This is a genomic window from Streptomyces sp. AM 2-1-1 (assembly GCF_029167645.1).
GTDB lineage: Bacteria > Actinomycetota > Actinomycetes > Streptomycetales > Streptomycetaceae > Streptomyces.
On the sequence record NZ_CP119147.1, the window covers coordinates 5,736,263 to 5,763,040 of the forward strand.

Sequence of the window (26,778 nt, forward strand, 5' to 3'; positions counted from 1 at the left end):
TCCAGTCGGCTACCGCCCTACCGCCCCACCGCTCTAGCGCACCGGCGTGAAGTCGCGCGCTCCGATGAACTCGGGGCGGCGGACCGGCGCCGCGAAGGGCTCCTGGGCCGTGTTCTCCACGCTGTTGAAGACGATGAAGACGTTGCTGCGCGGGAACGGGGTGATGTTGTCGCCCGATCCGTGCATGGCGTTGCAGTCGAACCAGGTCGCCGAGCCCGCCTTGCCCGTGAAGAGCTTGATGCCGTGCGCCTCGGCCATCTCCGTCAGCGCCCCGTCGGACGGGATGCCCGCGTCCTGCATCTGGAGCGATTTCTTGTAGTTGTCCTCCGGCGTCTCGCCCGCGCAGCCGAGGAACGACCGGTGCGAGCCCGGCATGATCATCAGCCCGCCGTTGGTGTCGTGGTTCTCGGTCAGCGCGACGGAGACGGAGACGGTCCGCATGTTCGGCAGGCCGTCCTCGGCGTGCCAGGTCTCGAAGTCGGAGTGCCAGTAGAAGCCCGAGGCGCCGAAGCCCGGCTTCACGTTGATCCGGGACTGGTGGACGTACACGTCCGAGCCGAGGATCTGCCGGGCCGCGCCCACCAGCCGCTCGTCGGCGACCAGCCGCGCGAACACCTCGCTGATCCGGTGCACCTCGAAGACCGAGCGGACCTTCTGCGACGCCGGCTCGACGATCGAGCGCTCGTCCGCCCGGACCGACGGATCGGCGATCAGCCGCTCCATCTCGGCGTGGTACACGGCGACTTCGTCCGGGGTGAGCAGCTGGTCGACGGCGAGGAAGCCGTCCCGCTCGAAGGTGAGGAGACTCTGGGCGGGCACGGGGCCCGGGGCGCCCGGCGCGGACCAGACGACCGGGTCCCGGCGGGGAGTGATCGTCTCGGCGGCGCCGCGCGAGGGGTACAGGTCGGTGCGCGCGTACGTGGTCATGGTTCAGGCCTCCTCGGTCAGCAGCGGATAGACGCCGTTCTCGTCGTGATCCTCCCGTCCGGTGACGGGCGGATTGAAGACGCAGACGCAGTGGAAGTCGGTCTTCGGCCGGAGCGTGTGGTGCTCGTGGCCGTCGAGCAGGTACATGGTGCCCGGAGTGATCCAGTGCTTCTCGCCGGTGTCGTCGTTGGTCAGCTCGGCCTCCCCCTGGGTGCAGAGGACCGCCTCGATGTGGTTCGCGTACCACATCGACGTCTCCGTTCCGGCGTAGAGGATGGTCTCGTGGAGCGAGAAGCCGACCTTCTCCTTGGCGAGCACGATCCGCTTGCTCTCCCAGGTGCCGGAGGCGGACTTCACGTGCCGGTCGGTGTTCTCGATGTCGCGGAAGGAACGGACGATCACGGTGGTGGGTGCCTCTCTGTCGGCGGTGGCTGTCTTCTCTTCGCCTGCCCCGGACAGTGCCGGGGCAGACCGGCTGAGGTGAACGCCGGGGTCAGGCGGCGTTCTCTCCGGCCGGGCGAACCGGGCTGTCCGAGCGGATCCGCTGGGCCGGCCGAGCCGGCAGGGCGGCCGTCTCGTGGACGGAGCGGACCAGGGTGCGCAGTCCCTCGTCCAGTTCCTCGGGGGTGATGGTCAGCGGCGGCAGCAGCTTCACGACCTCGCTCCGCGGGCCCGAGGTCTCCACCAGCAGGCCGAGTTCGAAGGCCCGGGCGGTGACCGCCGAGGCGCGCGCCGGGTCGGCGAACTCCAGGCCCCACACCAGGCCCCGGCCCCGGAAGGAAGCGGTGGTCTCCTCGGCGCAGAGGGAGAGCAGGGTCCGCTCGACCTGCTCGCCGCGGGCCTTGGTCTGCTGCTCCATGTGGCCGTCGGCCCAGTAGGCGTCCAGGGCGGCGGCGGCGGTGACGAACGCCGGGTTGTTGCCCCGGAAGGTGCCGTTGTGCTCGCCCGGCTCCCAGATGTCCAGCTCCGGGGCGAAGAGGCAGAGCGACATGGGCAGTCCGTAGCCGCTGATGGACTTCGACAGGGTGACGATGTCCGGGACGATGCCGGCCTCCTCGAAGGAGAAGAAGGCGCCCGTACGCCCGCAGCCCATCTGGATGTCGTCCACGATCAACAGCATGTCCTGCCGGTGGCAGAGCTCCTGGAGCGCGCGCAGCCACTCGGCGCGGGCGACGTTGATGCCGCCCTCGCCCTGGACCGTCTCCACGATCACCGCGGCGGGCTTGTTCAGACCGGAGCCCTGGTCCTCCAACAGCCTCTCGAACCAGAGGAAGTCGGGCACCTGGCCGTCGAAGTAGTTGTCGAACGGCATCGGAGTGCCGTGCACCAGCGGGACCCCCGCACCGGCCCGCTTGAAGGCGTTGCCGGTCACGGCGAGCGAACCGAGCGACATCCCGTGGAAGGCGTTGGTGAAGGAGACCACGGACTCCCGGCCCTTCACCTTGCGCGCCAGCTTCAGCGCGGACTCGACGGCGTTGGTGCCGGTCGGGCCCGGGAACATCACCTTGTACGGCAGGTCGCGCGGGCGCAGGATCACGTTGTCGAACGTTTCCAGGAAGGCGCGCTTCGCCGTCGTCGCCATGTCCAGCCCGTGGGTGATGCCGTCCCGCTCGATGTAGTCGAGCAACGCCCGTTTCAGCACCGGGTTGTTGTGGCCGTAGTTGAGTGAACCGGCGCCGGCGAAGAAGTCCAGGTAGGTGTGGCCGTCCTCGTCGGTCAGCCGGGCGCCGCGCGCGTGGTCGAACACGGCGGGCCAGCTCCGGCAGTAGCTCCGGACCTCGGACTCCAAGGTCTCGAAGACGCTCAGGGCGGGCGGGGTGATGGTCACGACGGTCTCTCCTGAGGGGTGTTGAGCACGGGGGCCGGCGACGTGCCGCAGCCGCGCGCGTGCGGGGGATGGGGAGTGGATGCGGAATCGACGGGCGGGGCGGACCCGGTGGGTCCGCGGCCGTCAGCTGCCGAACGGGCCGATGCGGTACAGGACTTCCGGAAGATGCGTCTCCTCGGGGAACAACTCCCCGCCGAAGAGCACCTCGCGCTCCAGCCCCGCGCCGTGCCGCTCGGCGTACGAGGTGAACAGCCGGTTCGACGCGGTGTTGTCGGGCGTGACGGTCGTCTCCACCGCCACCAGCCCCTGTTCCGCGGCGACCCGTTCGGTCAGCGCGTCCAGCAGCGTGGCGGCGAGCCCGCGGCCCCGGTACGCGTCGTCGACCGCGACCTGCCACACGACGAGCGTCCGCGGGCGGTCCGGGCGGACGTAACCGGTCACGAAGGCGACCGGCCCGCCCTCCTCGTCGCGGGCGACCACGGAGGTCGCGGCGAAGTCACGGCACCAGAGCAGGTAGCTGTACGAGGAGTTGAGGTCGAGGACCTCGGAGTCGCGGGCGATGCGCCACAGCGCGGCCCCGTCCTCCACCCGCGGCGCGTCCACGGTGAGGAACGCGCTCCCCGGGTGCGGCGCACGGGGGGCCTGAGGTCGGGCTTCCTGGGATTCGATTCGGGCACGGGCAAGGTCTGCTGGTGCGGCGCTCATGCAAAGGAATTTACCCAGCAGATTGCAGAATTGCACCAGTGAAAAGGGTTGGGTGGTGACGCCACTCGTGTTATCACGCGAGTGGGAGAAGCACTGATCCTCAGGTGCTTTGGGGTGTTTTCATCGTCATTGATCCGACATAACGCCCGCCCGTGTGGAGTCCGTCACAGCTCCGTAACGTCTTCGCCGGGCGGATTTCCGCCCCTCCGGCGCCTTGCTGAATGGCGCGTTTACCCACGGGGAACCCGGGCAGAAGAATGCGGGGAGCTGCTTATCGATAAGCAGCTCCCCGCCTTTATGCAATTCGTCCCTCACGGGGCGCCGGACATGCACGGCGCCCCCTGTCTCACGCGCTCGGCCAGGTTTCCTGGACGGCCTCGCGGGCAGCTTCCAGATCGACCGGCCGACCGGTGCCGGCCAGCGCGGACCCGAGCGCCGCGAGGGAGGCGAGAACAGCTCCGCGCGTGGCGTCCACTCCGTAGTGGTTGACCCGGATCATCTCCCGGGACAGCGCCCCGCCGCCCGCGATCAGCGGCAGCGAGGGCTCCGCGAGGAGTGCCCGCGCCACCAGCGCGGAGGCGTCCACACCCTCCGGGACCCGCAGCGTCGTGGCGACCGGCGCGGCGTCGCGTGCCTCGTGGACGTACGGGGTCAGCCCGCCGCCCAGCGCGAGCGCGCCCGCCCGGGTGGCGGCCGCAGCAGCGGCGTGACGCGCCATGAGGGCCTCCAGGCCCTCCGACTCGATGCGCTCCACGCACGCCTCCAGCGCCAGCATCTCCAGCTGTGCCGGTGCGTGCAGCAGCGCCTTGCGGCCCCCGTCGATCCAGCGCTGCTTCCAGTCCAGCAGGGAGAGGTAGGAGTGGCGCGGAGCCTGCGGGTTGCCGGCCATCCGCTCCCAGGCGCGCCCGCTGACCGAGACCGCCGAGACACCCGCCGGGCCGCCCATCGCCTTCTGCGCGCCGATCACGCACAGGTCCACACCCCACGCGTCCGGCAGCAGCGGCTCGGCGCCCACCGAGGCGACCGCGTCCAGCATGAAGAGCGCGCCGTGGGCCCGGACCACCTCACCGATCTCCGCGACCGGGTTGGTGTTCCCGGTCGCCGCCTCGGCGTGCACCAGGGAGACGAAGTCGATCTCCGGGTGCTCGGCCAGGGCCGCGGCGACCTGCTCGGCGGTGACGGCCGTGTGGAACGGCACCGCGAGGTCGACGACCTCGGCGCCGCAGTCCCGCAGCCAGTTCCCGAAGGTTTGCCCGTACGGGCCGGTGACGACGTTGAGCGCGGTCGTGCCGGGCCGGGCGGCGCCCCGGATACAGCCCTCCAGGGGCAGCAGCGCCTCGCCCTGCGTGATGACCACGTCCTGCTCGGTGGCGAGGAGACCGGCCACCCGCTTCTCGATGGCCGCGAAGTGCGCGGCGGTGAGCGGGGCAAGGTCGAGGAAGGGGTGCGTCACGGTGGGGCTCTCTCCGGTTCGGTCAGCCATTCTGCGGGACTCTGTACGAACAGCGCCCGGTCCGAGAGTACCGACCGCCTCGTACAGTGCCGCACATGAGCGATCACAACGATCACCGCGACCGCCACGGCCACGAAGAGCGCGTGCTGCGGGTGAGGGGACGGGTGCTCGTCGGCCCGGACGAGGTACGCGACGAACTCTGGTCCGTGGACGGCCGGATCGCCTGGGAACGGCCCCCGGGCGCGGACCGCGCGGACACCCTGGAGGGATGGGCCCTGCCCGGACTGGTCGACGCGCACTGCCACGTCGGCCTCGACCGCCACGGCCCCGTCGACGCGGCCACCACGGAGCGGCAGGCGCTCACCGACCGGGAGGCTGGCGCCCTGCTGCTCCGGGACGCCGGATCGCCCTCCGACACCCGCTGGACCGACGACCGGGACGACCTCCCGAAGATCATCAGAGCCGGCCGCCACATCGCGAGGACCCGCCGCTACATCCGCGACTACGCCCACGAGATCGAACCCGGCGACCTCGTCGCCCATGTGGCGCGCGAAGCCCGGCGCGGTGACGGCTGGGTCAAGCTGGTCGGCGACTGGATCGACCGGGAGGTGGGAGACCTCACCCCCTGCTGGCCGCGCGGGGAGGTGGAGGCCGCGATCGCCGAGGCGCACCGGCTCGGTGCCCGGGTCACCGCCCACTGCTTCGCCGAGGACTCGCTGCGCGATCTGGTGGAGGCCGGCATCGACTGCGTCGAGCACGCCACGGGCCTCACCGAGGAGACCATTCCGCTCTTCGCCGAACGCGGGGTCGCGATCGTGCCGACCCTCGTCAACATCGCCACCTTCCCGAACCTCGCGGACGGCGGCGAGGCCAAGTTCCCCCGCTGGTCCGCACATCTGCGCCGGCTCCACGCACGCCGCTACGACACCGTGCGTGCCGCCCACGACGCGGGCATCGAGGTCTTCGTCGGTACGGACGCCGGCGGCTCGCTCGCCCACGGCCTGGTGGCCGCCGAGGTCGCCGAGCTGGTCAAGGCCGGTATCCCGCCCCTGGACGCGCTCTCCGCGACCACCTGGGGAGCGAGGCGCTGGCTGGGCCGCCCCGCCCTGGAGGAGGGCGCCCCGGCCGACCTGGTCGTGTACGACGAGGACCCGCGCGCCGACGTACGCGTCCTGGCGGCGCCCCGCCACGTGGTGCTGAACGGCCGGGTGGTGGGCGGCTGACCGCACCGTCCGGCCGACCGCAGCGGCCGGCCGATCCCAGCAGCCGGCCGATCGCAGCAGTCGGCTGACGCACCCCGGTCAGCGCGCCGGATGTCCGCTGACCGGGGCGGGCGGGAAGACCTCCTTCCCTGCGGCCCCGCCCCCCAGCGCCTCTCCCGGGTCGTCCGCCCGGTCGACTGGCCCCGGGCACCCGGCCGGTCCGCGCCCCGGCCGGGTGCCGGAACCAGGGCCGTACGGGCGGCCGCACGAGCTCCCCGGGCGGCCGGGCGAACCGGGACGCCACCAGCGACCCGGGCGGCATCAGCGGCCCGGGCGGCATCAGCGCCTCGGGCGCCACCAGCGACCCGGCCCGCCCGTAGCGCCCTCCCGCCTCACCCCACCGGTCTCCCGGACCCCACCGGCAGCGCCTGGAGCGCCAGGTCCAGCGCCTGGAGGAAGCGGTTGGTGGTCACCCGGTCCCGGACCGCGAGCCGCAGCCACTCGGGCCCGAGCCCGGGGAAGGTGTCCCCGCGCCGGGCGGCGAACCCCAGGGAGCGCAGCCCTTCCCGCAGCTCGGCCGCGCCCGCCAGCCGGATCAGCACGAACGGCCCCTCGGCCGGGGCCACCACCTCGATCTCGCCGAACTCCTCGATGCCCGCGAGGAGATGGGCCCGGTCCACCGCGATGTGCTCCGCCGCGCAGGCGGCCTCCGCCAGGGCCCGGGGCTCCATGCACGCCTCGGCGGCGGCCAGGGCGGGCGACGACACCGGCCACAGCGGCTGCGCCTCCTCCAGCAGGGCGATCACGGCCGGCTCGGCCAGTACGTAGCCGATCCGCAGCCCCGCCAGCCCCCACGTCTTGGTGAGGCTGCGCAGCACGACGAGGCCGGGGACGTCCGTACGCCCGCAGAGCGCCTCGCGCTCCCCGGGCACCGCGTCCATGAACGCCTCGTCCACCACGAGGGTCCGCCCCGGTCTCGCCAGCGCTTCGAGCACACCTGCGGGGTGCAGCACGGACGTCGGGTTGGTCGGATTGCCGACGATCACCAGATCGGCGTCCTCCGGCACGGCCGCCGGGTCGAGGCGGAAGCCGTCCTCCGCCCGCAGGACCACCCGCCGCACCTCGTGCCCCGCCGCGCGCAGCGCGGCCTCCGGTTCCGTGAACTGCGGGTGCACCACGACCGGCCGCCGGGCCGGCAGCGCCCGGGCGAGGAGCACGAACGCCTCGGCGGCCCCGGCGGTGAGCAGCACCCGGTCCGTCGGAAGTCCGTGCCGGGCGGCGACCGCGGCCCGCGCCGTGCGGCCGTCCGGGTAGGCGGCGAGCCCGCCGAGGGAAGCCGCTATGCGTTCCCGCAGCCAGTGCGGAGGGGTGTTCGTCCGGACGTTCACGGCGAGATCGGTCAGATGCCGGCCCCGTACCTCCACGTCGCCGTGGTGACGCAGGTCGGGCCCGCCGCTCTCGATGTACCGCGTGGGGGGAGTCATGGCAGCCATGGTGGTGGGCGCGGCGCCGTCCGTCACCGGCCCGGCGGAAGATTCCGCTGCCGGAAGAACCGTGCGTACCCCGCTCCGACGGGCCACCGCGCAGGTCGCCCGCGCCGACTTCGTCTTCGGCACGACCAGTTCGTCCGCCGCGCAGAGCGCCGCCGCCTCCGCCACCGACGGCGTGCCCACCACCGCGCCGACCTCCGCGGAGGGACCCGGCACCGGCACCCGGATCAGTTCCGCCACCGGCCGGCCGCGCAGCGGCACCCCCAGCCGCGCCGCCGCCGCCACGATGCCGGGCTCCGCCGTCTTCGCCTCCACGGTGGCCAGCTCGACCACGTCGGAGACGGCAAGCCCCGCCGTCCGCAACACCTGTTCGATCAACGCGGACACCTCCTCCGCGGGCACGCCCCGGCGGGCGCCGACGCCGACGACGAGCGCCGCACCGGCGGGCGGCGCGGCGGAGGGGTCCGGGGACCCTGCGGCTGTGGTCGTCACGGGAAGTCCTTTCGTACGGGCCGTCCGCGCCGGGTTTTCCGGACACCGGCGGGACGGGTGGCGCTCCTGCGGAGATGCGGGCATCGGGGCCGATCGGCTAGCAAGGGCCCATGGCGGTGTTCGTCGCGCTCGGCGCGTTCCTGATGACTCTGGCCGGCGGCTGGGTCGCGCAACGCGTCACCGACCGCCGGCACCTGGTGCTCGGCTTCGCCGGCGGACTGATGCTCGGCGTGGTCGGCCTCGACCTCCTGCCGGAGGCGATCGATGCGGCGGGGCGGACGGTGGCGGGGGTGCCCGCCGCCCTGCTGTTGTTCGTGGGAGGGTTCCTGGTGGCCCATCTGGTGGAGCGTCTGCTCGCCGTACGCCAAGCGGCACACGGGGCGGGTGAGGAACGCGTGCCCCAGGTGGGGCTGACGGCGGCGGCGGCGATGGTGGGCCACAGCCTGATGGACGGGGTCGCGCTCGGCGCCGCCTTCCAAGTCGGCGCCGGGATGGGGGCCGCCGTCGCACTCGCCGTCATCACCCACGACTTCGCCGACGGATTCAACACCTACACCCTTACCAGTCTCTACGGGAACAATCGCCGCAAGGCGTTCTTCATGCTCTTCGCGGACGCTATCGCCCCGATCGTGGGCGCGGCGACCACCCTCGTGTTCACTCTTCCGGAGGAACTGCTCGGCGCCTATCTCGGATTCTTCAGCGGGGCGCTCCTCTACCTCGCCGCCGCCGAGATCCTGCCCGAGGCCCACCACGACCACCCGGCCCGCTCCACCGTGCTCTGCACCGTCGCCGGGGTCGGCTTCATCTGGCTGGTCGTCGGCATCGCCGACTGAGCGGGGGGCGCCGCCCCTTCCGGCAGCCGCGCCCGCACCGGGCGGCGGGACCACCCCTCAGCGCACCGTGCCGCACCGCTCCACGAAGCGCCGGGCCATCTGCGGGGCCGCCGCCCAGTGGGTGTGCAGATAGCTCGCGTGCACCCCGCCCCGGACGAAGCCCTCCACCCGGCGTTCGGGCAGGTGCATGCCCCAGGCCGGTACCGCCCCCGCGCCCGGCTCCAGCACCGTCCGGTGGAACTCGTGGCCGCGCACCCGGGTCCCGGCCGCCGCGAGCGAGCTGTCCGCGACCGCCACCGCTTCCCGGTAACCGAGCGTCAGGCGCTCCGACATCCGGGCGCTCGCGTCCAGCACCCCGCACATCGGCCGGCCGTCCAGTTCGCGCGCCAGATAGAGCAGCCCCGCGCACTCCGCCGCGACCGGCGCCCCGCTCTCCGCGAGGGCCGTGACCGCCCGGCGCAGCGGCTCGTTGGCCGACAACTCGGGGGCGTACACCTCCGGGAAGCCGCCCCCCACGACCAGACCCGCCGTACCGTCGGGGAGCTTCTCGTCGTGGAGCGGGTCGAAGGAGACGACCTCCGCGCCCGCCGCCGTGAGCAGTTCGGCGTGTTCGGCGTACGCGAAGGTGAACGCCGCCCCGCCCGCCACGGCGACCACCGGCCGCGGTCCGGGGGACGCGTGCACCGGCGGTTCCCACGCATCGCCCAGGAGCGGGGGAGCGGTCCGGGCCAGCGCCAGCAGTGCGTCCAGGTCGCAGCCGGCCCGCACGCGTTCGCCCATCGCCGCCACCGCGTCCACGGCGTCCGTGCGCCGCTCGGCCACCGGCACCAGCCCCAGATGGCGCGACGGGGTCTCCACCCGCGCGGCCCGCCGCAGCACCCCGAGCACCGGCAGCCCGGACTCCTCCAGGGCGTCGCGGAGCAGCATCTCGTGCCGGTCGGACGCCACCTTGTTGAGGATCACCCCGCCGATCCGCACCATCGGGTCCCAGGCCGCAAAACCGTGCACCAGGGCCGCCACCGAACGCGACTGCGAGGAAGCGTCGACGACCAGGACCACCGGAGCCCGCAGCAACTTCGCGACCTGCGCCGTCGATGCCAGTTCGCCCTGGCCCGAGGCCCCGTCGAAGAGCCCCATCACGCCCTCCACGACCGCCAGTTCCGAGCCCGCCGACCCGTGCGCGAAGAGCGGCTCGACCAGAGAGGTCCCGCACATGTACGCGTCGAGGTTGCGGCCCGGCCGCCCGGTCGCCAGCGCGTGGTAGCCCGGATCTATGTAGTCGGGCCCCACCTTGTGCGGGGAGACGGCGAGTCCGCGCGCGGCGAAGGCGGCCATCAGCCCGGTGGCGACGGTGGTCTTGCCACTGCCGGAGGACGGCGCGGCGATCACCAGACGGGGAAGGGTGCGGGGGCCGTTCACCACTCGATGCCCCGCTGGCCCTTCTGGCCCGCGTCCATCGGGTGCTTCACCTTCGACATGTCGGTCACCAGGTCGGCAGCGTCCAGCAGCGCCTGCGGCGCGTTGCGGCCGGTGATCACCACGTGCTGGGTGCCGGGCCGGTTGCGGAGCGTCTCCACGACGTCCTCGGTGTCGATCCACCCCCAGTGCAGCGGATAGGCGAACTCGTCCAGCACGTACAGCTTGTACGTCTCCGCGGCGAGGTCACGCTTGACCTGCGCCCAGCCCTCCCGGGCCTTCTCCTCGTTCGCCGTGTTGTCGTTCTCCCCGGACGGCCCGCGCTGGACCCACGACCAGCCCTCGCCCATCTTGTGCCAGGCGACCGTGCCGCCCTCGCCGCTGGCCCCGAGGACCTTCAGCGCGTTCTCCTCGCCGACCTTCCACTTCGCCGACTTGACGAACTGGAACACCCCGATCGGCCATCCCTGGTTCCAGGCGCGCAGCGCCAGCCCGAAGGCCGCCGTCGACTTCCCCTTGCCGATCCCGGTGTGCACGAGAAGAAGCGGACGGTTGCGGCGCTGACGGGTGGTGAGCCCGTCCTCCGGTACCGAAGTCGGCTGTCCCTGCGGCATTACGCGGCCCTCCCGGCTGCTCGAACATCCTTGACCAGCCCGGCGATCGAGTCCGCGCGCAGCTCGTCGAGCGTGACGGCGGCGCCTCCCAGATCGCGGGCGAGCTGTGCGGCGAGCCCGAGGCGTACGATCCCCGACTCGCAGTCCACCACGACGGACGTGGTCCCCTCGGCGGCGTGCAGCCGGCCGGCCCGCGCGGCGAGCGCCACCGGCTCCGGACCGCCGGTCGCCCGGCCGTCCGTCACCACCACGAGCAGCGGACGCCGCGAGGGGTCGCGCATCCGCTCCACCCGCAGCACGTCGTGCGCCTTGAGCAGCCCGGCGGCGAGCGGGGTGCGCCCGCCGGTCGGCAGCGTCTCCAGCCGGGCCGCCGCCGCGTCCACCGACGAGGTCGGCGGCAGTACCAGCTCGGCGCCCCGCCCCCGGAACGTCACCAGACCCACCTTGTCCCGGCGTTGGTACGCGTCGAGCAGGAGCGACAGCACCGCGCCCTTCACGGCGCCCATCCGCTGCCGGGCCGCCATCGACCCGGAGGCGTCCACCACGAAGAGCACGAGGTTCCCCTCCCGCCCTTCCCGGGTCGCCTGCCGCAGATCGTCCCGGCGCACCACGAGACCCCGCCCCGACCGGCCGCGTGCCCGCTGGTGGGGTGCCGCCGCGTGAACGGTCGCCGCCATGTGCAGCTTGGTCAGCGCCCCCTCCGGACGCCGCGCCCCCGTCGTCCGCCCGTGCTCGGTACGGGCCCGGGACCGGCGGCCCGCCGCGCCCTCACCGAGACCGGGGACGCTCAGCGCCTTGGTCCGGAACGGCTCGGCCGCCGCGACCGGCTGCTGCTCGCCACCGGCCGGACCACCCCGGCCGTCCTGCCCGCCGTCCGGGGCGCCCGCGCTCTCCGGCGACGGCGACTGCTCCGACGGCGACGGTGGCGCGTCCTCGGGACCGCCCCCCTGCGGCGGCACCCCGCCTCCGTCGCCCGGCCCGTCCGGATCGGGATCGGGATCACGGTCGGAGTCGGAGTCGGAGTCCGAGTCGGGGCCGGGACCCCCGTCCCCGCGCCGCTCGTCCCGTCGGTCCTCCTCCTCGGCGGCCTGACGGAGCGTCTCGTCGAGCTTCTCCTCGTCGAGCCCCGGCGCGTCGAAGGGATTGCGCCGCCGCCGGTGCGGGAGAGCCAGCAGGGCGGCCTGCCGCACGTCGTCGGCGGTCACCTCCTCGCGGCCCGCCCAGGCGGCCAGCGCCGTCGCGGTCCGCGCCATCACGATGTCCGCACGCATCCCGTCCACCTCGAACGCGGCGCAAGTCGCGGCGATCCGCCGCAGCGCCCCGTCCCCGAGGACGACCCGGGGGAGCAGGGCGCGGGCGGCGGTGATCCGCGCGCGCAGCGCGTTCTCCTCGTCGGCCCACACCGCCGCGAAGGCCGCCGGATCGTCGTCGTACGCGAGACGCCGCCGCACGACCTCCACCCGCAGATCGGTGTCCCGGGAGGCGGCCACCTCCACCGTCAGCCCGAACCGGTCCAGCAACTGCGGCCGCAGCTCGCCCTCTTCGGGGTTCATCGTGCCGACCAGCAGGAATCGCGCCGCGTGCCGTACGGAGACGCCCTCACGCTCCACGTACGAGGCACCCATCGCCGCCGCGTCCAGCAGCAGGTCCACCAGGTGGTCGTGGAGGAGGTTGACCTCGTCCACGTAGAGGATGCCCCGGTGCGCGTCGGCGAGCAGACCCGGCTCGAAGGCCTTCACGCCCTCGGCGAGCGCCCGTTCGATGTCGAGCGCGCCGACCAGCCGGTCCTCGGAGGCCCCGACCGGCAGCTCCACCGTCCGCGCCGGCCGCGCGACGCCGGGCGCCGCCGGGTGCGGGCCGTCCGGGCACGCCGGGTCGGGGGAGACCGGATCGCAGGAGAACCGGCAGCCCTGCACGACCGCGACCCGCGGCATCAGCGCGGCCAGCGCGCGTACGGCGGTGGACTTCGCGGTCCCCTTCTCCCCGCGCACCAGCACCCCGCCGACCGCCGGCGACACGGCGTTCAGCAGCAGCCCGAGCCGCAGGTCGTCCTGACCGACGATCGCGGTGAACGGATACGGCGTGTTCACAAGGCCTCCAGAGAGATGTCCGGGACGGGGTCGGAAAGGTCCGTACGCAGGGCGACCGGCGGCTGTGCGGGCGCGGGTGCGGACCGGGATGCGGGTGCGGGTGGGGGTGCGGACGACGGCACGGACCCCACGTCCGCCCCCGCCCCCGGCAGCACCGGGGCGCCCGGTCCGACGAACGGCAGCCCCGCCGGGGCGCCCTCCTCGATCAGGCGCCACAGGGCATCGGTGTCCGCGTGCTCCTCGATCAGGTCGCCCAGCAGGTCCAGCTGCTCCTCACGGAGCGCGGCGAAGCTGGTGTCCGGGGCGGCGGTGAACCGCCGCCCGGCGGCCCGGGCGACCTCCGCCAGGAACGCCCGCCGGAACGCGTCGCTCTCCAGCGACCCGTGCCAGTGCGTCCCCCACACCTGGCCCACCCGGCACCCGTCCAGGAAGGGCTCGCCGCCCCGCACGTCGGCGACGCCGTGGTGGATCTCGTACCCCTCGACCGGCGCGCCGAGCGCCGTACCGACCGGCCGGGCCAGCGTCTTCTCCCGCGCGAACCGGACACGGACCGGCAGCAGGCCCAGACCCTCCACCACCCCCGCCCGGGACTCGACCTCGTCCTCGACGCGCTCGCCGAGCACCTGGAAGCCGCCGCAGATTCCCAGCACCGGACGGCCCTCGGCCGCCCGCCGGACCAGGGCGTCCGCGAGCCCCCGGGCGCGCAGCCACTCCAGCGCCTTCACGGTGCCCCGGGTACCGGGCACCACGACCAGGTCCGCGTCGGCCAGCTCCTCCGGCCGGTCCACGAACCGCACGATCACACCCGGTTCCGCGGCGAGCGCGTCCACGTCGGTGAAGTTCGACATCAGCGGCACCGCGCACACCGCGACCCGCAGCACGTCCTCCCCGTGCGGAGGGGCCACGACCGACTCGCGGACGCTGCCGCGCAGCGACACGCGCAGCCCGTCCTCCTCGTCGATGCCGAGGCCGCGGGTGAAGGGCAGTACTCCGTACGTCCGCCGCCCGGTCAGCCCCAGCAGCATGTCCAGACCCGGCTCCAGCAACGACACGTCACCGCGGAACTTGTTGACGAGGTACCCCGCGACCAGCTCCTGGTCCTCGGCGCTCAGCAGCGCCGTCGTACCGAAGAACGAGGCGAACACCCCGCCCCGGTCGATGTCGCCGACGACCAGCACCGGGAATCGCGCGGCCCTCGCCACCCCCATGTTGACGATGTCGGTGCGCCGCAGATTGATCTCGGCCGGACTGCCCGCCCCCTCGCAGATCACGGCGTCGTACGTACCCCGGAGCTGTTCCAGACACTCCACGACCGTCCCGAAGAGCGACTCCTGCCGGCCCCCGTGGTAGCCGCGCGCGCTCATCTCGCCCACCGGCCTGCCCATCAGCACGACCTGGCTGGAGCGGTCGCCACCGGGCTTGAGCAGCACCGGGTTCATCAGCGCGGACGGCTCCACCCGGGCGGCCTGCGCCTGCATGGCCTGAGCCCGCCCGATCTCGGCGCCCTCCCGGGTCACGAAGGAGTTCAGTGACATGTTCTGCGCCTTGAACGGGGCGACCCTCACCCCCTGGCGCACCAGCCACCGGCAGATCCCCGCCGTGACGACGCTCTTCCCGGCGTCCGAGGTGGTGCCCGCGACGAGCAGGCCGCCGCCCCGCCGTGTGCCGGTGCCGCCGCTCATGCCCGTCCCCGTTCCGTGCTCGCTCGTCCCGCCGGTCGCCCGGCCACCAGTCGCTCCGCGGCCAGCCGTCCGGCGGCGCAGACCACCAGGGCCAGCACACCGACCCGGCGCGACAGCCGTACCGCCCGTTCGATGTCGCCCCTCTCCACGCTCACGTCCCGTCCCCCCGCGCCGTTCAGCACCGGCCGGTGCTCGACCCGCCCGCCGTACGCGAGCGTCCCGCCCAGCCGTACGCCGAGCGCCCCGGCGAACGCGGCCTCCACCGGGCCCGCGTTCGGGCTCGGGTGGCGGCCGGCGTCGGCGCGCCAGGCCCGGACCGCCTGCGCCGGCCGCCCGCCGGCGGCCACCGCGAGGGCGGCGGTGAGCCGGGCACCCGGCCAGCCCGCGACGTCGTCCAGCCGGGCCGAGGCCCAGCCGAAACGGCGGTGGCGCGGCGAGCGGTGACCGACCATCGCGTCGAGCGTGTTCACCGCGCGGAAGCCGGCCAGCCCGGGGACCCCGGCCAGCGCACCCCACACCAGGGCGCCGACGACGGCGTCCGAGGTGTTCTCCGCGACGGACTCCACGACGGCACGGGCGATCCCCGGACCGTCGAGCGCCTGCGGATCGCGGCCGCACAGATGCGGCAGTCGCTTCCGGGCCGCCTCGACGTCCCCGGCGTCGAGCGCCGCGCCGATGGACCTGGCCTCGCGCCCCAGCGACGTACCGCCGACGACGGACCAGGTGACGGCGGCCGTCAGCGCGACGGCAGCGCCGGGAGTGCGGCGTACGGCACGGGCCGCGAGCGCGGCCGCCCCCACGGCGGCCCCGGCGCACACCAGGGTGTGCAACGCGCCCCGGCCCCGGTGGTCGCGCCACAGACGCCGCTCCACGGCGGCGGCGGCCCGGCCGAAGCCAGCGACCGGATGGCCCCGCCGGGGGTCGCCCAGCAGCCGGTCGGCGACCAGCCCCGCTGTGGCCCCGTACGCGAAGACGCGGGCTCCACGCACCGCTCAGCCCGCCGTGCGACGCAGGGTCCCCAGGGGGGTCGGCAGAGGGTCGGGCGCACGGCGGCCGGGCATGGCGTGTGTCCTCACTCAGGGTCCGCGCCCTGGTTCGACGAAACGGCGACGAGAGTGTCCTGGCTCCCGGAACGGCGGCGTTCCCTCGCCGGTCCGCGGGTCCGCGCTGCGGACCGTGACCAGGCTCTGGGGCGCCGCCTCCCGGTGACAGTGGCGGGACCGCGCCGGATTCGCACCGGCTTCCTCTGCTGTCGCCGAAATGGCTCCGGCAGTCCACCACGCAGCGCGAAGGCCAGTCAACTCGCCGTTGACCTGCGGGGCCGCAGTGTGCGCGGACACACATCGGGCCGGACACACGGGGTGTCCGGCCCGACGAGCGGAAAAGGGGGTGCCCCCGGGGGGAGCGGGTCAGGCGACGATCAGGTAGATGCCGTACACGACCGCCGCCGCGCACAGCGCGAAGGAGGCGTACGCGCCGGTGCGCACCAGTGCGGAGGCCGAGCCGGAGACACTGCCGCGGAGTTCGCCGGCCCGCTTGGCGAGGCCGACGACGCCGAGGCTGAAGAAGCCGACCAGCGCCACGGTGACCACGAGGCTGACACCGAAAACGGTGGCGAGTGCTGCCCAGTCGATTTTCATGGGGGCGAGTCCTTACACCGCTGCCGGACGGGCCGGGTCGGTGGTCGCGGGGAGGGGGGTCGGGAGCGGCGAGGGGATGGTGGCGGTGAGACCGGTGACCGGGAGACCGGCGGCCGGCACCGCGGCGGGCGGCGGGGAGACGGCGACGACGGCCGCGGCGACGACGTCCGCGGGCTCATGCTCCGCCCCGGCGATGTCCGCGTGGCCGACCGGCCGGCGCCGCGACAGCTGCCAGATGACCCCGGACCCCGCCACGAGCAGCACGGCGACCAGCACGATGCCCCAGGTGCCCTGCCGGGTCAGGAACTCGGCGCCCGCGCCGACCAGGCCCGCCGCCGGGAGCGTCAGGCCCCAGGCGACGAACATCCGGGTCGCGGTGGACCACTTGACCGTCCCGCCCTTGCGGCCGAGCCCGGCCCCCATCACCGCGCCGGAGCACGACTGCGTGGTGGAGAGCGAGAAGCCGAGGTGCGAGGAGGCGAGGATGACGGTCGCCGCGCTGGTCTGGGCGGCGAATCCCTGCTGCGGCTGGAGGTCCGTCAGCCCGGTGCCCATCGTGCGGATGATGCGCCAGCCGCCGAGGTACGTACCCAGCGCGATGGCCAGACCGGCCGAGAAGATCACCCAGACCGGCGGGTTCGAGCCGGGGGAGAGGACGCCACCGGTGACGAGCGCCAAGGTGATGATGCCCATCGTCTTCTGCGCGTCGTTGGTGCCGTGGGCGAGCGAGACGAGACCCGCGGACGCGATCTGTCCGGCCCGGTAGCCCTTGGCCGTCGACTTCAGCTGCGCCTCGTCGGTGATGTTCCGGTTGACGCGGTACGACAGTTTCGTCGCGAGCATCGCGGCCGCACCCGCCACCAGCGGGGCGGCGACGGCGGGCAGCAGGACCTTGGTGACGACGGTGCCGCCGTTGACCGAGGACCAGCCCGCGGACATCACCGCGGCGCCGATGAGGCCGCCGAACAGGGCGTGGGACGAGCTGGACGGCAGACCGACCAGCCAGGTCACCAGGTTCCACAGGATGGCGCCGACGAGCGCCGCGAAGATGACCTCGGTTCTCAGGCCGTCCTCGGAGACGATCCCGCCGGAGATCGTCTTCGCGACCTCCACCGACAGGAAAGCGCCGACCAGATTGAGGGCGGCCGACATGGCCACCGCTGTCTTGGGCTTCAGGGCGCCGGTCGAGATGGTGGTGGCCATCGCGTTGGCGGTGTCGTGGAAACCGTTCGTGAAATCGAACACGAGAGCTGTCGCGACGACTATCGCGAGCAGCAGCGTGATGTGTTCCATTTACCCAGGCAATCGTTCGACGTCATTGGCAGGGTGAACGTAAGCAACCTGGGTGAACGGAAGATGAACTGGGCGGGGCGTCGCGGTGCCCTTCGGCGGGGCGGGTCATTCCGCTCGAGTCCGCGGAAGATCGCCCGGAGCCGCCGGCGCGGTGCGGGGACTGCCCCCGACCGGCGAGTCCCTCCGCACGAGGGAGCCCGCCGGGCCCCCGGATGTCTTTCCGGTCACGTTCCCGCCCGGTCGCCCGGTCCCCGGCGGATTCACAGGAAGCCGTCGTGGCGGTCCCTATGATCTCCTCCATGACCGAGGAGCGGGCGGCGAAGCGGAACCCACCGGAGCGGCACGCGCTCGCCCGGGCATGGGAGGACCTCGTCCGCACGGCGCGCAGGACGGCGGCGGAGGGGCTGGTCGTCGGTACCTCCGGCAACGTCTCCGTCCGCGTGGGCGACACCGTCCTGGTCACCCCGAGCGGAGTTCCGTACGACCGGCTCGGCCCCGAGGACCTCCTCGGCGTCGACCTCACGGGCCGCCGCACCGTCGGCACCCTCACCCCCACCAGCGAACTCCCGCTCCACCTGGCGGTCTACCGCGCCACCGGCGCCCTCGCCGTCGTCCACACCCACGCCGTGCACGCCACCGCCGTCTCGACGCTCGTCGACGAGATCCCGCCCGTGCACTACGCCGCCGCGATGCTCGGCGGACCGGTCCGCACCGCCGGTTACGCCCGCTACGGCACCCCCGAACTGGCGGCGAACATGCTCACCGCCCTCCGCGACCGCACCGGCTGCCTGCTCCGCAACCACGGCACGGTCACCTACGGGACGCATCCGGACGAGGCGTACGAGCGCACCGCCCAGCTGGAGTGGCTCTGCCGGGTCTGGCTCGCGGCCAGTTCCGTCCCCGGCCGCGCCCCCTCCCTGCTCACCGCGGAGCAACTCGACGAGGTCTCCGACGCGCTGCGGACCTACGGCCAGCCGGGCTGACCCGGCCGGCGCCTCCGGGGGCCCGCACCCGGCCGCCGCCCCACGCGGCACGCCCCGCGACACGCCGCCCCCACCGGACGGCCCATCCCACTGGCCTCCCGCACCCCCTTGCCCCGAGACTGGGGCCGTGCGCCAGGCAACAGCGACGGCAGCGGCCGTGTCCACGATCCTCGGCGCCGGCGCGGCAGCGGTCGCCGTCGGCAGATACGCCGGCGGCACCGCTCTCACGGTGCCCGCCGGCCGCCCCCTTCCCGCCGACCGCGGCCTGACCGTGCACGCGACGGCGCCCGGGCAGGTGACTCTGACCCGCTCCTTCGCCGCGCTCCGCCCCGGCGTCTGGGGACTCTCCGGCCCGGACGTGCACGCCGTCGTCGGCCCGGTGCTGGACGCACCGGCGCTCTCGGCCGACACCGTCGTCCGCCGCCTCGAACGCGTCACCCACGGCGCCCTCGAACCGGGCACCCGGGTCCGCGCCACCCCGCAGGTCCACCGGGGCGACCCCGGCAGCGCCCTCGGCCTCCTCCACCACGACGTCGAGATCCCGGGCGAACTCGGCGCGCTTCCCGCCTGGTTCACCCCGGCCGACCGCTCCACCTGGGTCATCGCCCTGCACGGCGTCGGCGCCACCCGCGAACACACCCTGAACGTCACGGGCTTCCTGCACGACCTGGGCTTCCCGGTGCTCGCCCTCGCCTACCGGGGCGACGCCGGGGCCCCGCGTTCCCCGGACGGGCTCGGCCACCTCGGAGCGTCGGAGTGGCGCGATCTCGACGCCGCGATCCGCTACGCCCTGCGCTACGGCGCCGAGAAGGTCGTCCTGCTCGGCTGGTCGTCCGGCGCCACCATGGCCCTGTACGCCTACGTCGACTCCGCGCTCCGCGACCACGTCAGCGGCCTCGTGCTCGACTCGCCCGTGATGGACTGGGAGACCACCCTGCGCGCCCTCGCCGCCGCCCGGGGAGTCCCGGCCGCGCTGATGCCGCTCGCCGTCCGCGCCGCCCAGGGGAGGACCGGCCTGCGCGGCGCCCCGCTCCTCCAGGGCAGGCTGCCCACCGTCCTGCACGTCCCCACGCTGATCTTCCACGGCCCCGGTGACACCCTGGCCCCCTGGGGACCCTCGCGGGAGCTCGCCGCCCTCCGCCCCGACCTCGTCACCCTGCACACGGTGCCCGACGCTCCGCACGCGTCCATGTGGAACCCGGAGCCCGCCGCCTACGAGGAGACCCTCCGCCGCTTTCTCACGCCCCTGATGTGAGGGTTGAGGGCAAACCGCCCGGTTGATGACGGCCGGGCGGGGCCGCTCGCACGAGGCGGCGCGTCCTCCGTTTGGGCTTTCGGCCCGTCAGAGGCAAGACTGCTCCCCGTGACGTCCCGTAACCCGCGCGACTCCAGGCTGCGACTTGTCCGCCCGCGACCCCTCGCCACGGCGCGCAAGGCCGTGACCACCCGCCGCACCAGGCCCGCCCCGCGCCCCCCCGAGGGCACTCCGCCACGCACCGAACTGGCCCGCCAGGCCAGGGAGGTGCTCGCCACGGACGTCCGGGTCGCCCACTGGGCCGCCGACGGCGGCAGCCCCGCCACGGCGCCGCTCGCCGCCCCCGACCTGGCACGCGCCGCCGCCGACCTGAACCTCACCCCCGACCGCGTGCTGGCCGGCTGGGACCGCGCCCGGCTGGCCGGTCTCGTCGAGGTGCACGGCGACACCGTGCGCCCCGGCTGGCGCCTGCGGGCCTGGGACCGCGACGACTCCGCGGTGCTCCGCGGCTGGGTCGCGCTCTTCGACGCCTGGTCGCTCGTGCACGCCTCGCCCGAGGGCATCGAGACGACCGCCGTCGCCGAGGCGATCGAGGCGGTGCCGCAGGTCCTCTCGCTGCTCCAGCTCTCGGCGGGCCCCGTCTCCGTGGCCGTCCTCCTGGACCTCCTCGGCCAGCGCGTCGCCGAGCTCCACGAGGAGCGGTGCGAGGTGCCGTACGCCCCCGGGGCCGAGGGAGCCCCGGCCGTCGCGCAGCCCGGCACCCCGGCCGCCGCCCCCTCCGAAGGGCTGAACGAGCTGCTGCTCCACTGGGCCCTGGAGGGTCTCGCCGCAGTCGGCGCCCTCACCCTCGAACCGGGCCACGCCACCCTCACCCCGCTGGGCAACTGGGCGGTCTGGGTCAAGCTGGAGCAGATCTGCGTCGCCGCGCAGAGTCCGGCCGGGAACATCGAGCAGTCCGCCGCCGACATGCTGCTCGGCTGCGCCCGCCTCACCCCGGGCCCGGCCCGCGCCGAGTACCGCGCCTGGCTCGCCGCCCGTACGGTCCCCGGCGCCGTCGCCGAACTGCTCACCGTCGCCCGGGGCGAGGACGCCCTGCTGCGCGGACTCGCCTTCGAGGCGCTGCGCGTCGTCGGCGCGCCGGCCGAACCCGAGGTACGCGCGGTCGTCACGCATCCCTCCCTCCGCCCGTACGCCCTGCTCTGGCTCGCCGAGTACGAGGGCGCCGACCCGGACGACGCCCAGGAGGTGCTCAGCCGCGAGGAGGCCACCTGGCTCTGGGTGGACACCGCGGCGGCCGTCGCCGACCACGGGGAGACCGGGCTGCTCGTGCGCCACCTCGACTCCGCCGTCCAGGGCACCGTCCCGGCGCTGCTCGAAGAGGTCCGGGCGGTCGGCCACCCGCGCACCGTTCAGGTCCTGGTCGCGCTCGCCGCCGCCCACCCCGACCCGGCACTCGCCAAGGCGATGCGCCGTGCGGCCTTCCAGGTGCACACCGGCGGCAGCCGCGCCTGACCGAATGGCGCCCCCGGGGCCCGGGGGCGTCGTTCAGGCGCGGCCCGGGGCATACGTCCCGAAGCTCCACACGTTGCCCTCGGCGTCCCGGGCCAGGTACTCCCGGGAGCCGTACTCCTGGTCGGCCGGCGGCACGAGGATCTCCATCCCGTGGGCCGCCGCCCGGGCGTGGTGGGCGTCCACGGCGTCCGCCGACGGGAGGACGACGTACACGCCCGCCGGACCCGCCCCCGCCATGGCCCGCGCGAAGGCGCCCTCGCGTCCCCGGGACCCCAGCATCACGCGGCCGTTGCCCAGGGACAGCTCGGCGTGGACCACCCTGCCGTCCTCGCCCTCGTACACCGCTTCCTCGACGAAACCCAGAGCCTGGGTCAGCGTCCTGATCGCCGCCCTCGCGTCCTCGTACAGGACCGTCGGGAAGACGGTCGGAGCGCCGGACGTTCTGCCGTGTGCCGTGTCCGCCATGGCTCGTCACCCTTCTCCGACTTCTCCGGCTTCCCCGACACTCGCGGAGCGATGTGATCCCCGTCTCATTCTGGCACCGCCCGGCGGTCCGGGCCCGTGCACGGCGGAGGAGTTGCGCACCGCCCGTAGAATGGGCCCATGGCAATTCTCCTTGTGCATTAGCGGCGTCGAGAGACCTCCGCCCCTCGTCCCTCCGCCGTCCATACCGCCCTGGAGTCTTACCGTGATCACCGCTTCCGGCATCGAGCTGCGCGCCGGCGCCCGCATCCTCATCGAGAACGCGTCCTTCCGCATCGCCAAGGGCGACCGCATCGGTCTCGTCGGCCGCAACGGCGCCGGCAAGACCACCCTCACCAAGTGCCTGGCCGGCGAGGGCACCCCCGCCGGCGGCACGATCACCTCCTCCGGCGAGGTCGGCTACCTCCCGCAGGACCCGCGCACCGGCGACCTCGACGTCCTCGCCCGGGACCGCATCCTCTCCGCCCGCGGCCTGGACGAGATCCTGCGCCGCATGCGCGAGAACGAGGAGCGGATGGCGAACGGCAAGGGCGCCACCCGCGAGAAGGCGATGAAGAAGTACGAGCGCCTGGAGACGGAGTTCCTCACCAAGGGCGGGTACGCCGCCGAGGCCGAGGCCGCCACCATCGCCGCGGCCCTCAGCCTCCCGGACCGGGTGCTGGGCCAGCCGCTGCACACCCTCTCCGGTGGTCAGCGCCGTCGTGTCGAGCTCGCCCGCATCCTCTTCTCGGACGCCGACACCCTCCTCCTCGACGAGCCCACCAACCACCTCGACGCCGACTCCATCGTCTGGCTGCGCGACTACCTCAAGTCCTACCGGGGCGGCTTCATCGTGATCTCCCACGATGTCGACCTCGTCGAGACGGTCGTCAACAAGGTCTTCTACCTGGACGCCAACCGGTCCCAGATCGACGTCTACAACATGGGCTGGAAGCTCTACCAGCAGCAGCGCGAGGCGGACGAGAAGCGCCGCAAGCGCGAGCGCCAGAACGCCGAGAAGAAGGCCGCGGCGCTCAACTCGCAGGCCGACAAGATGCGCGCCAAGGCCACCAAGACCGTCGCGGCCCAGAACATGGCCAAGCGCGCCGACCGCCTGCTCGCCGGGCTGGAGGCGGTCCGGGTCTCCGACAAGGTCGCCAAGCTGCGCTTCCCCGAGCCCTCGCCCTGCGGCAAGACCCCGCTGATGGCGGAGGGCCTCTCCAAGTCGTACGGCTCGCTGGAGATCTTCACCGACGTCGACCTCGCGATCGACAAGGGCTCCCGCGTCGTCATCCTCGGCCTCAACGGCGCCGGCAAGACCACCCTGCTGCGCCTCCTCGGCGGCGCCGAGAAGCCCGACACCGGCGAGATCATCGAGGGCCACGGCCTCAAGCTCGGCTACTACGCCCAGGAGCACGAGACCCTCGACCCGGAGCGCACGGTCCTGGAGAACATGCGCTCGGCCGCCCCCGACCTCGACCTGGTCGAGGTCCGCAAGACCCTCGGCTCGTTCCTCTTCTCCGGCGACGACGTGGACAAGCCCGCGGGCGTCCTCTCCGGCGGCGAGAAGACCCGGCTGGCGCTGGCCACCCTGGTCGTCTCCTCGGCCAACGTCCTGCTGCTCGACGAACCCACCAACAACCTCGACCCGGCCAGCCGCGAGGAGATCCTCGGCGCCCTGCGCACGTACAAGGGCGCGGTCGTCCTCGTCACGCACGACGAGGGCGCGGTCGAGGCGCTCCAGCCCGAGCGCATCATCCTGCTCCCCGACGGGGTGGAGGACCTCTGGGGCGCGGACTACCGCGACCTGGTGGCCCTGGCCTGACCGGTCCCGCGGACCGCCCGGGGGAGAGAGGCGCGGCTGACGCCGCCCGGATCGAATGATCCACCCCGGATGGATCATTCGGCCTACGCGTGATCCCTCATCTGTGCGAGACGGTCTCATCCCTCGGCGCGGCGCCCGGCAGATACCTGCCGGGCGCCGTCGTATCCGTGCCCCGCACCCGCACGGCCCTGACCTGCACCTTCCGTTCCGTGCTCTCCCCACCTGCCTCGTGAGCCCCTCGGAATGCTTCATTCCGCGTCCGTGGCCCCCTTCCCTGGCGCGGAATCGGGTTGTACGTACCTTGCCGAATGGGTGGCCAGGGCGCACGGTAGGGGTGATCATGAGATTCCAGAGCGCACTTCCTTGAGGAGGCACGGGTGGCCGAGACTCTGAAGAAGGGCAGCCGGGTTACCGGCGTCGCGCGTGACAAGCTCGCGGCAGACCTGAAGAAGAAGTACGACTCCGGGGCGAGCATCCGGGCACTGGCCGAGGAAACCGGCCGCTCCTACGGATTCGTCCACCGGATGCTCAGCGAATCCGGCGTGACCCTGCGGGGACGCGGCGGGGCGACACGCGGCAAGAAGGCCGCATCGGCCTGAGGGCCGACGGCGGGTCGCGGGCGGGCACGTGCCCCCCGGACCGGGATGACCACCCGGTCGGCCGACTGGCCGGCCAGGTGGTTACTGTTCAGTCACTTAGCAAGTCAAGTGCTGACAGCACCCCGATCCGGAGGCGCACGATGACCTCGCTCGACCCGCTGCTCGACAAGGACGGCGTACGACTCACCGTCGAAGACGCGGTCGCCACGGTGACCTTGACCAACCCGGCCAAGCGCAACGCTCAGTCTCCCGCTCTGTGGCGGGCGTTGACGGAGGCCGGGCGGGCAGTCCCCGGCACCGTGCGGGTCGTGGTGCTCCGCGGCGAGGGCGCGTCCTTCTCCGCGGGCCTCGACCGGCAGGCGTTCGCCCCCGAGGGCTTCGACGGTGAGCCGTCCTTCCTCGACATGGCACGCGGTCCCGAGTCCGAACTCGACGCGATCATCGCCTCCTACCAGGAGGCGTTCACCTGGTGGCGGCGGAACGACATCGTGTCGATCGCGGCGGTCCAGGGCCATGCCATCGGCGCGGGATTCCAGCTCGCCCTCGCCTGCGACCTGCGGATCGCCGCCGAGGACGCGCAGTTCGCCATGCGGGAGACCAGCCTCGGTCTCGTCCCCGACCTCACGGGCACCCACCCCCTGGTCCATCTCGTGGGGTACGCCCGCGCGCTGGAGATGTGTGCCACCGGCCGCTTCGTGCTCGCCCCGGAGGCCGAGCGCCTCGGTCTCGCCAATCTCGTCGTCCCCGCCGACCAGCTCGACGCCGCGACCCAGGACCTGGCCGCCGCCCTGCTGGCCGCGCCGCGCGACGCCGTCGTGGAGACCAAGGCGCTGCTGCACGGCGCCGTCTCACGCACGTACGAGGAGCAGCGCGCCGCCGAGCGGGCCGCCCAGGGCCGCCGTCTGCGCGACCTGGCCGGCCTCACCGACTGACGGCCCCGCCCGCCCCGAGGGCCGGCCGGCGCCGCCGGCCCTCAGCGGGGCTCCGGAGCCTCCACCACGGTGGTCTTCACCACGGTCGTCTCCACCACGGCGGCCTCCGTGGTGGGGGCCGCCACCACAGCGGTGACCAGCACCGACACCGGCGGCCCGTCCTCCAGGGCGCCCGTCACCGCCGTCCGCACCGCCCGGGCCACATCGAGCGCGCGATGGCCCCCGGCCGTCGCCACCTCGACCCGCACATGATCGTCGGACGTGGTCACCGGCGCGCCCAGCACCCGGGTCAGCGAGACCACCCCGGGAACCGCGGCGGCCGCCAGACCCACCGCCCCGTCGTCCCGCGCCGCGCGGACCTCGGGCCGGGGCGCACCGGCCGCCCCCTCCCCGGTCCCGGGCACCCGTCCCCCGTCCAGCAGGCCCGTCACCCGCAGATCCACCTCGGCCACGTCGAGGCCCAGCCGCCGGGAGGCGGCCTCCAGCAGCGCCTCCCTGAGCAGCGCGGCGGACGTCGGCAGCGGCCGGTCGGCGGCGGCGGCGAACTCCGCCTCGATCCGCAGCGGACCCGCCGGCAGCGCGCTGGGAGGGGCGGGCGGACGCCCGTCCGCGCGCTCCCGCCCTTCGTCCGCTCCCACGTCTTCCCGCGCCGGCGGGCCGGGGTCCGCGCCCGCCGTCGCCGCACCGATGCGCAGCCGCCCGAGCACCGTGCCGGGCCCCGCCGAGTCCCGCAGCACCGAAGCGGCGGCGCGTTCCGCGATCCACGCTCCGTCCGCCGGGCCGCCCAGAGGGAGCAACCGGCCCAGACCCAGCCGCTCGCGCACCGCGGCCGCCCATCCATTCGCCCGCCCGGGGCCGTCCGCAGTCGTCATCGCCCCAGCCTGCCGCATCCGCAGCGCGAACCCGGACAAGCGCACTTAATGTGGGCAAGGGAGTACACCCCTGCCCCATCGAAGGGATGAGCGGCCATGAGTGAGACCACCACGCAGCGCCCCGGCCCGGACAGCTCCGGTGAAGACCGGGGCAGGAGCCTGACCAAGCGCGCGGGCGACGCCGGTACCCGCGGGCGCACCACGATCGCGGACGGGGTCGTCGAGAAGATCGCCGGCCTCGCGGCACGCGACGTCGACGGTGTGCACGCCATGGGGGGCGGGCTGTCCCGTACCTTCGGCGCCATGCGCGACCGGGTCCCCGGCGGTGGCAGCGGCTCCAAGTCGCCCTCGCGCGGGGTGAAGGCCGAGGTCGGCGAGTCCCAGGCCGCGCTCGATCTGGAGATCGTCGTCGACTACGGCTTCCCCATCCACGAGGTGGCGCGTGACGTCCGCGAGAACGTCGTCGCCGCCGTCGAGCGGATGACCGGGCTCGAAGTCGTCGAGGTCAACATCGCGGTCAGCGACGTCAAGCTGCCCGACGAGGAAGACGATGACGACGACGGTTCCTCCTCGCGGGTCCAGTAGCCCCGGCCGCACCATGCGCCCGGTGTCCCAGCACACCCCGCGGCCCGGCGGTCCGCCGGTCCACCGGATCCGGTTACCCCTGTGCGAC

23 protein-coding genes, 1 pseudogene and 1 riboswitch are annotated in these 26,778 nt (G+C 73.8%); of the genes and pseudogenes, 9 read left to right on the forward strand and 15 right to left on the reverse strand.

The window, feature by feature from the left end; all coding sequences use genetic code 11:
* Positions 1–33: 33 nt before the first annotated feature.
* The 5 genes and pseudogenes from thpD to PZB77_RS24970 all read right to left on the reverse strand — a co-directional run bounded on the left by thpD (position 34) and on the right by PZB77_RS24970 (position 4,913).
* On the reverse strand, positions 34–927 hold the full coding sequence (gene thpD, locus PZB77_RS24950; protein ID WP_275494863.1) for an ectoine hydroxylase: 894 nt from the start codon (positions 925–927) through the stop codon (positions 34–36).
* Between the two features lie 3 nt (positions 928–930).
* Positions 931–1,329 (reverse strand): ectoine synthase, encoded by a 399-nt coding sequence (locus PZB77_RS24955; protein WP_275494864.1) that lies wholly within the window; start codon positions 1,327–1,329, stop codon positions 931–933.
* 166 nt (positions 1,330–1,495) lie between these two features.
* Positions 1,496–2,755: pseudogene (gene ectB / locus PZB77_RS24960) on the reverse strand (diaminobutyrate--2-oxoglutarate transaminase); the annotation flags it as partial.
* A gap of 123 nt (positions 2,756–2,878) precedes the next feature.
* Entirely contained in the window at positions 2,879–3,343 is a 465-nt protein-coding gene (gene ectA, locus PZB77_RS24965) for a diaminobutyrate acetyltransferase (protein ID WP_327270709.1), read from the reverse strand.
* Between the two features lie 463 nt (positions 3,344–3,806).
* On the reverse strand, positions 3,807–4,913 hold the full coding sequence (locus PZB77_RS24970; protein ID WP_275496207.1) for an aminotransferase class V-fold PLP-dependent enzyme: 1,107 nt from the start codon (positions 4,911–4,913) through the stop codon (positions 3,807–3,809).
* Positions 4,914–5,008: 95 nt separating this feature from the next.
* Between PZB77_RS24970 and PZB77_RS24975 the strand changes: the two genes are divergently transcribed.
* Complete coding sequence (locus PZB77_RS24975) at positions 5,009–6,136, forward strand: amidohydrolase family protein (RefSeq protein WP_275494866.1); 1,128 nt, start codon at positions 5,009–5,011, stop codon at positions 6,134–6,136.
* A 371-nt stretch (positions 6,137–6,507) separates the two neighbouring features.
* On the opposite strand, the gene cobC is transcribed toward PZB77_RS24975, so the two are convergent.
* On the reverse strand, positions 6,508–8,097 hold the full coding sequence (gene cobC, locus PZB77_RS24980) for an Rv2231c family pyridoxal phosphate-dependent protein CobC (RefSeq protein ID WP_275494867.1): 1,590 nt from the start codon (positions 8,095–8,097) through the stop codon (positions 6,508–6,510).
* 110 nt (positions 8,098–8,207) lie between these two features.
* Between cobC and PZB77_RS24985 the strand changes: the two genes are divergently transcribed.
* Entirely contained in the window at positions 8,208–8,930 is a 723-nt protein-coding gene (locus PZB77_RS24985) for a ZIP family metal transporter (RefSeq protein ID WP_275494868.1), read from the forward strand.
* A 57-nt stretch (positions 8,931–8,987) separates the two neighbouring features.
* Here the strand turns inward: PZB77_RS24985 and PZB77_RS24990 are convergent, their stop codons facing one another.
* The 7 genes from PZB77_RS24990 to PZB77_RS25020 all read right to left on the reverse strand — a co-directional run bounded on the left by PZB77_RS24990 (position 8,988) and on the right by PZB77_RS25020 (position 17,665).
* A complete protein-coding gene (locus PZB77_RS24990; RefSeq protein WP_275494869.1) occupies positions 8,988–10,349 on the reverse strand; it encodes a cobyrinate a,c-diamide synthase in 1,362 nt (453 codons plus the stop codon).
* Positions 10,346–10,960: a cob(I)yrinic acid a,c-diamide adenosyltransferase gene (gene cobO, locus PZB77_RS24995; RefSeq protein WP_275494870.1), complete on the reverse strand. Its 615-nt coding sequence runs from the start codon at positions 10,958–10,960 to the stop codon at positions 10,346–10,348. Before cobO ends, PZB77_RS24990 begins: the two co-directional genes overlap by 4 nt.
* Positions 10,960–13,050: a putative cobaltochelatase gene (locus PZB77_RS25000; protein ID WP_275494871.1), complete on the reverse strand. Its 2,091-nt coding sequence runs from the start codon at positions 13,048–13,050 to the stop codon at positions 10,960–10,962. The genes cobO and PZB77_RS25000 overlap by 1 nt, the downstream gene beginning before the upstream one ends.
* On the reverse strand, positions 13,047–14,732 hold the full coding sequence (locus tag PZB77_RS25005) for a cobyric acid synthase (protein ID WP_275494872.1): 1,686 nt from the start codon (positions 14,730–14,732) through the stop codon (positions 13,047–13,049). Before PZB77_RS25005 ends, PZB77_RS25000 begins: the two co-directional genes overlap by 4 nt.
* Positions 14,729–15,721, reverse strand: coding sequence for a cobalamin biosynthesis protein (locus PZB77_RS25010; RefSeq protein ID WP_275494873.1), 993 nt, complete (start codon positions 15,719–15,721; stop codon positions 14,729–14,731). The genes PZB77_RS25005 and PZB77_RS25010 overlap by 4 nt, the downstream gene beginning before the upstream one ends.
* A gap of 124 nt (positions 15,722–15,845) precedes the next feature.
* A riboswitch (cobalamin riboswitch) is annotated at positions 15,846–15,980 on the reverse strand.
* Positions 15,981–16,141: 161 nt separating this feature from the next.
* On the reverse strand, positions 16,142–16,372 hold the full coding sequence (locus tag PZB77_RS25015; RefSeq protein WP_275494874.1) for a hypothetical protein: 231 nt from the start codon (positions 16,370–16,372) through the stop codon (positions 16,142–16,144).
* 12 nt (positions 16,373–16,384) lie between these two features.
* Positions 16,385–17,665: an inorganic phosphate transporter gene (locus PZB77_RS25020; protein WP_275494875.1), complete on the reverse strand. Its 1,281-nt coding sequence runs from the start codon at positions 17,663–17,665 to the stop codon at positions 16,385–16,387.
* 299 nt (positions 17,666–17,964) lie between these two features.
* Here PZB77_RS25020 and PZB77_RS25025 point away from each other — a divergent pair, with 299 nt between their 5' ends.
* The 3 genes from PZB77_RS25025 to PZB77_RS25035 all read left to right on the forward strand — a co-directional run bounded on the left by PZB77_RS25025 (position 17,965) and on the right by PZB77_RS25035 (position 21,415).
* On the forward strand, positions 17,965–18,648 hold the full coding sequence (locus PZB77_RS25025) for a class II aldolase/adducin family protein (protein ID WP_275494876.1): 684 nt from the start codon (positions 17,965–17,967) through the stop codon (positions 18,646–18,648).
* A gap of 127 nt (positions 18,649–18,775) precedes the next feature.
* Positions 18,776–19,903 (forward strand): alpha/beta fold hydrolase, encoded by a 1,128-nt coding sequence (locus PZB77_RS25030; protein ID WP_275494877.1) that lies wholly within the window; start codon positions 18,776–18,778, stop codon positions 19,901–19,903.
* A 183-nt stretch (positions 19,904–20,086) separates the two neighbouring features.
* A complete protein-coding gene (locus PZB77_RS25035; RefSeq protein WP_275496208.1) occupies positions 20,087–21,415 on the forward strand; it encodes a hypothetical protein in 1,329 nt (442 codons plus the stop codon).
* Positions 21,416–21,448: 33 nt separating this feature from the next.
* Here PZB77_RS25035 and PZB77_RS25040 read toward each other — a convergent pair whose 3' ends face one another.
* Positions 21,449–21,880 carry a VOC family protein gene (locus tag PZB77_RS25040; RefSeq protein WP_275494878.1) on the reverse strand — a complete coding sequence of 144 codons (432 nt, stop codon included), beginning with the start codon at positions 21,878–21,880 and terminating at the stop codon, positions 21,449–21,451.
* A gap of 223 nt (positions 21,881–22,103) precedes the next feature.
* Between PZB77_RS25040 and PZB77_RS25045 the strand changes: the two genes are divergently transcribed.
* The 3 genes from PZB77_RS25045 (at position 22,104) to PZB77_RS25055 (ending at position 25,233) form a co-directional block, all read left to right on the forward strand.
* A complete protein-coding gene (locus PZB77_RS25045) occupies positions 22,104–23,702 on the forward strand; it encodes an ABC-F family ATP-binding cassette domain-containing protein (protein WP_275494879.1) in 1,599 nt (532 codons plus the stop codon).
* Between the two features lie 377 nt (positions 23,703–24,079).
* On the forward strand, positions 24,080–24,301 hold the full coding sequence (locus PZB77_RS25050; RefSeq protein WP_266702971.1) for a helix-turn-helix domain-containing protein: 222 nt from the start codon (positions 24,080–24,082) through the stop codon (positions 24,299–24,301).
* A gap of 140 nt (positions 24,302–24,441) precedes the next feature.
* The gene (locus PZB77_RS25055) at positions 24,442–25,233 is read left to right on the forward strand and encodes an enoyl-CoA hydratase/isomerase family protein (protein WP_275494880.1); all 792 of its coding nucleotides are present in this window, start codon (positions 24,442–24,444) and stop codon (positions 25,231–25,233) included.
* Between the two features lie 41 nt (positions 25,234–25,274).
* Here the strand turns inward: PZB77_RS25055 and PZB77_RS25060 are convergent, their stop codons facing one another.
* Complete coding sequence (locus PZB77_RS25060; RefSeq protein WP_275494881.1) at positions 25,275–26,105, reverse strand: hypothetical protein; 831 nt, start codon at positions 26,103–26,105, stop codon at positions 25,275–25,277.
* Positions 26,106–26,201: 96 nt separating this feature from the next.
* Between PZB77_RS25060 and PZB77_RS25065 the strand changes: the two genes are divergently transcribed.
* Positions 26,202–26,690: an Asp23/Gls24 family envelope stress response protein gene (locus PZB77_RS25065; RefSeq protein WP_275494882.1), complete on the forward strand. Its 489-nt coding sequence runs from the start codon at positions 26,202–26,204 to the stop codon at positions 26,688–26,690.
* Positions 26,691–26,778: the final 88 nt, after the last annotated feature.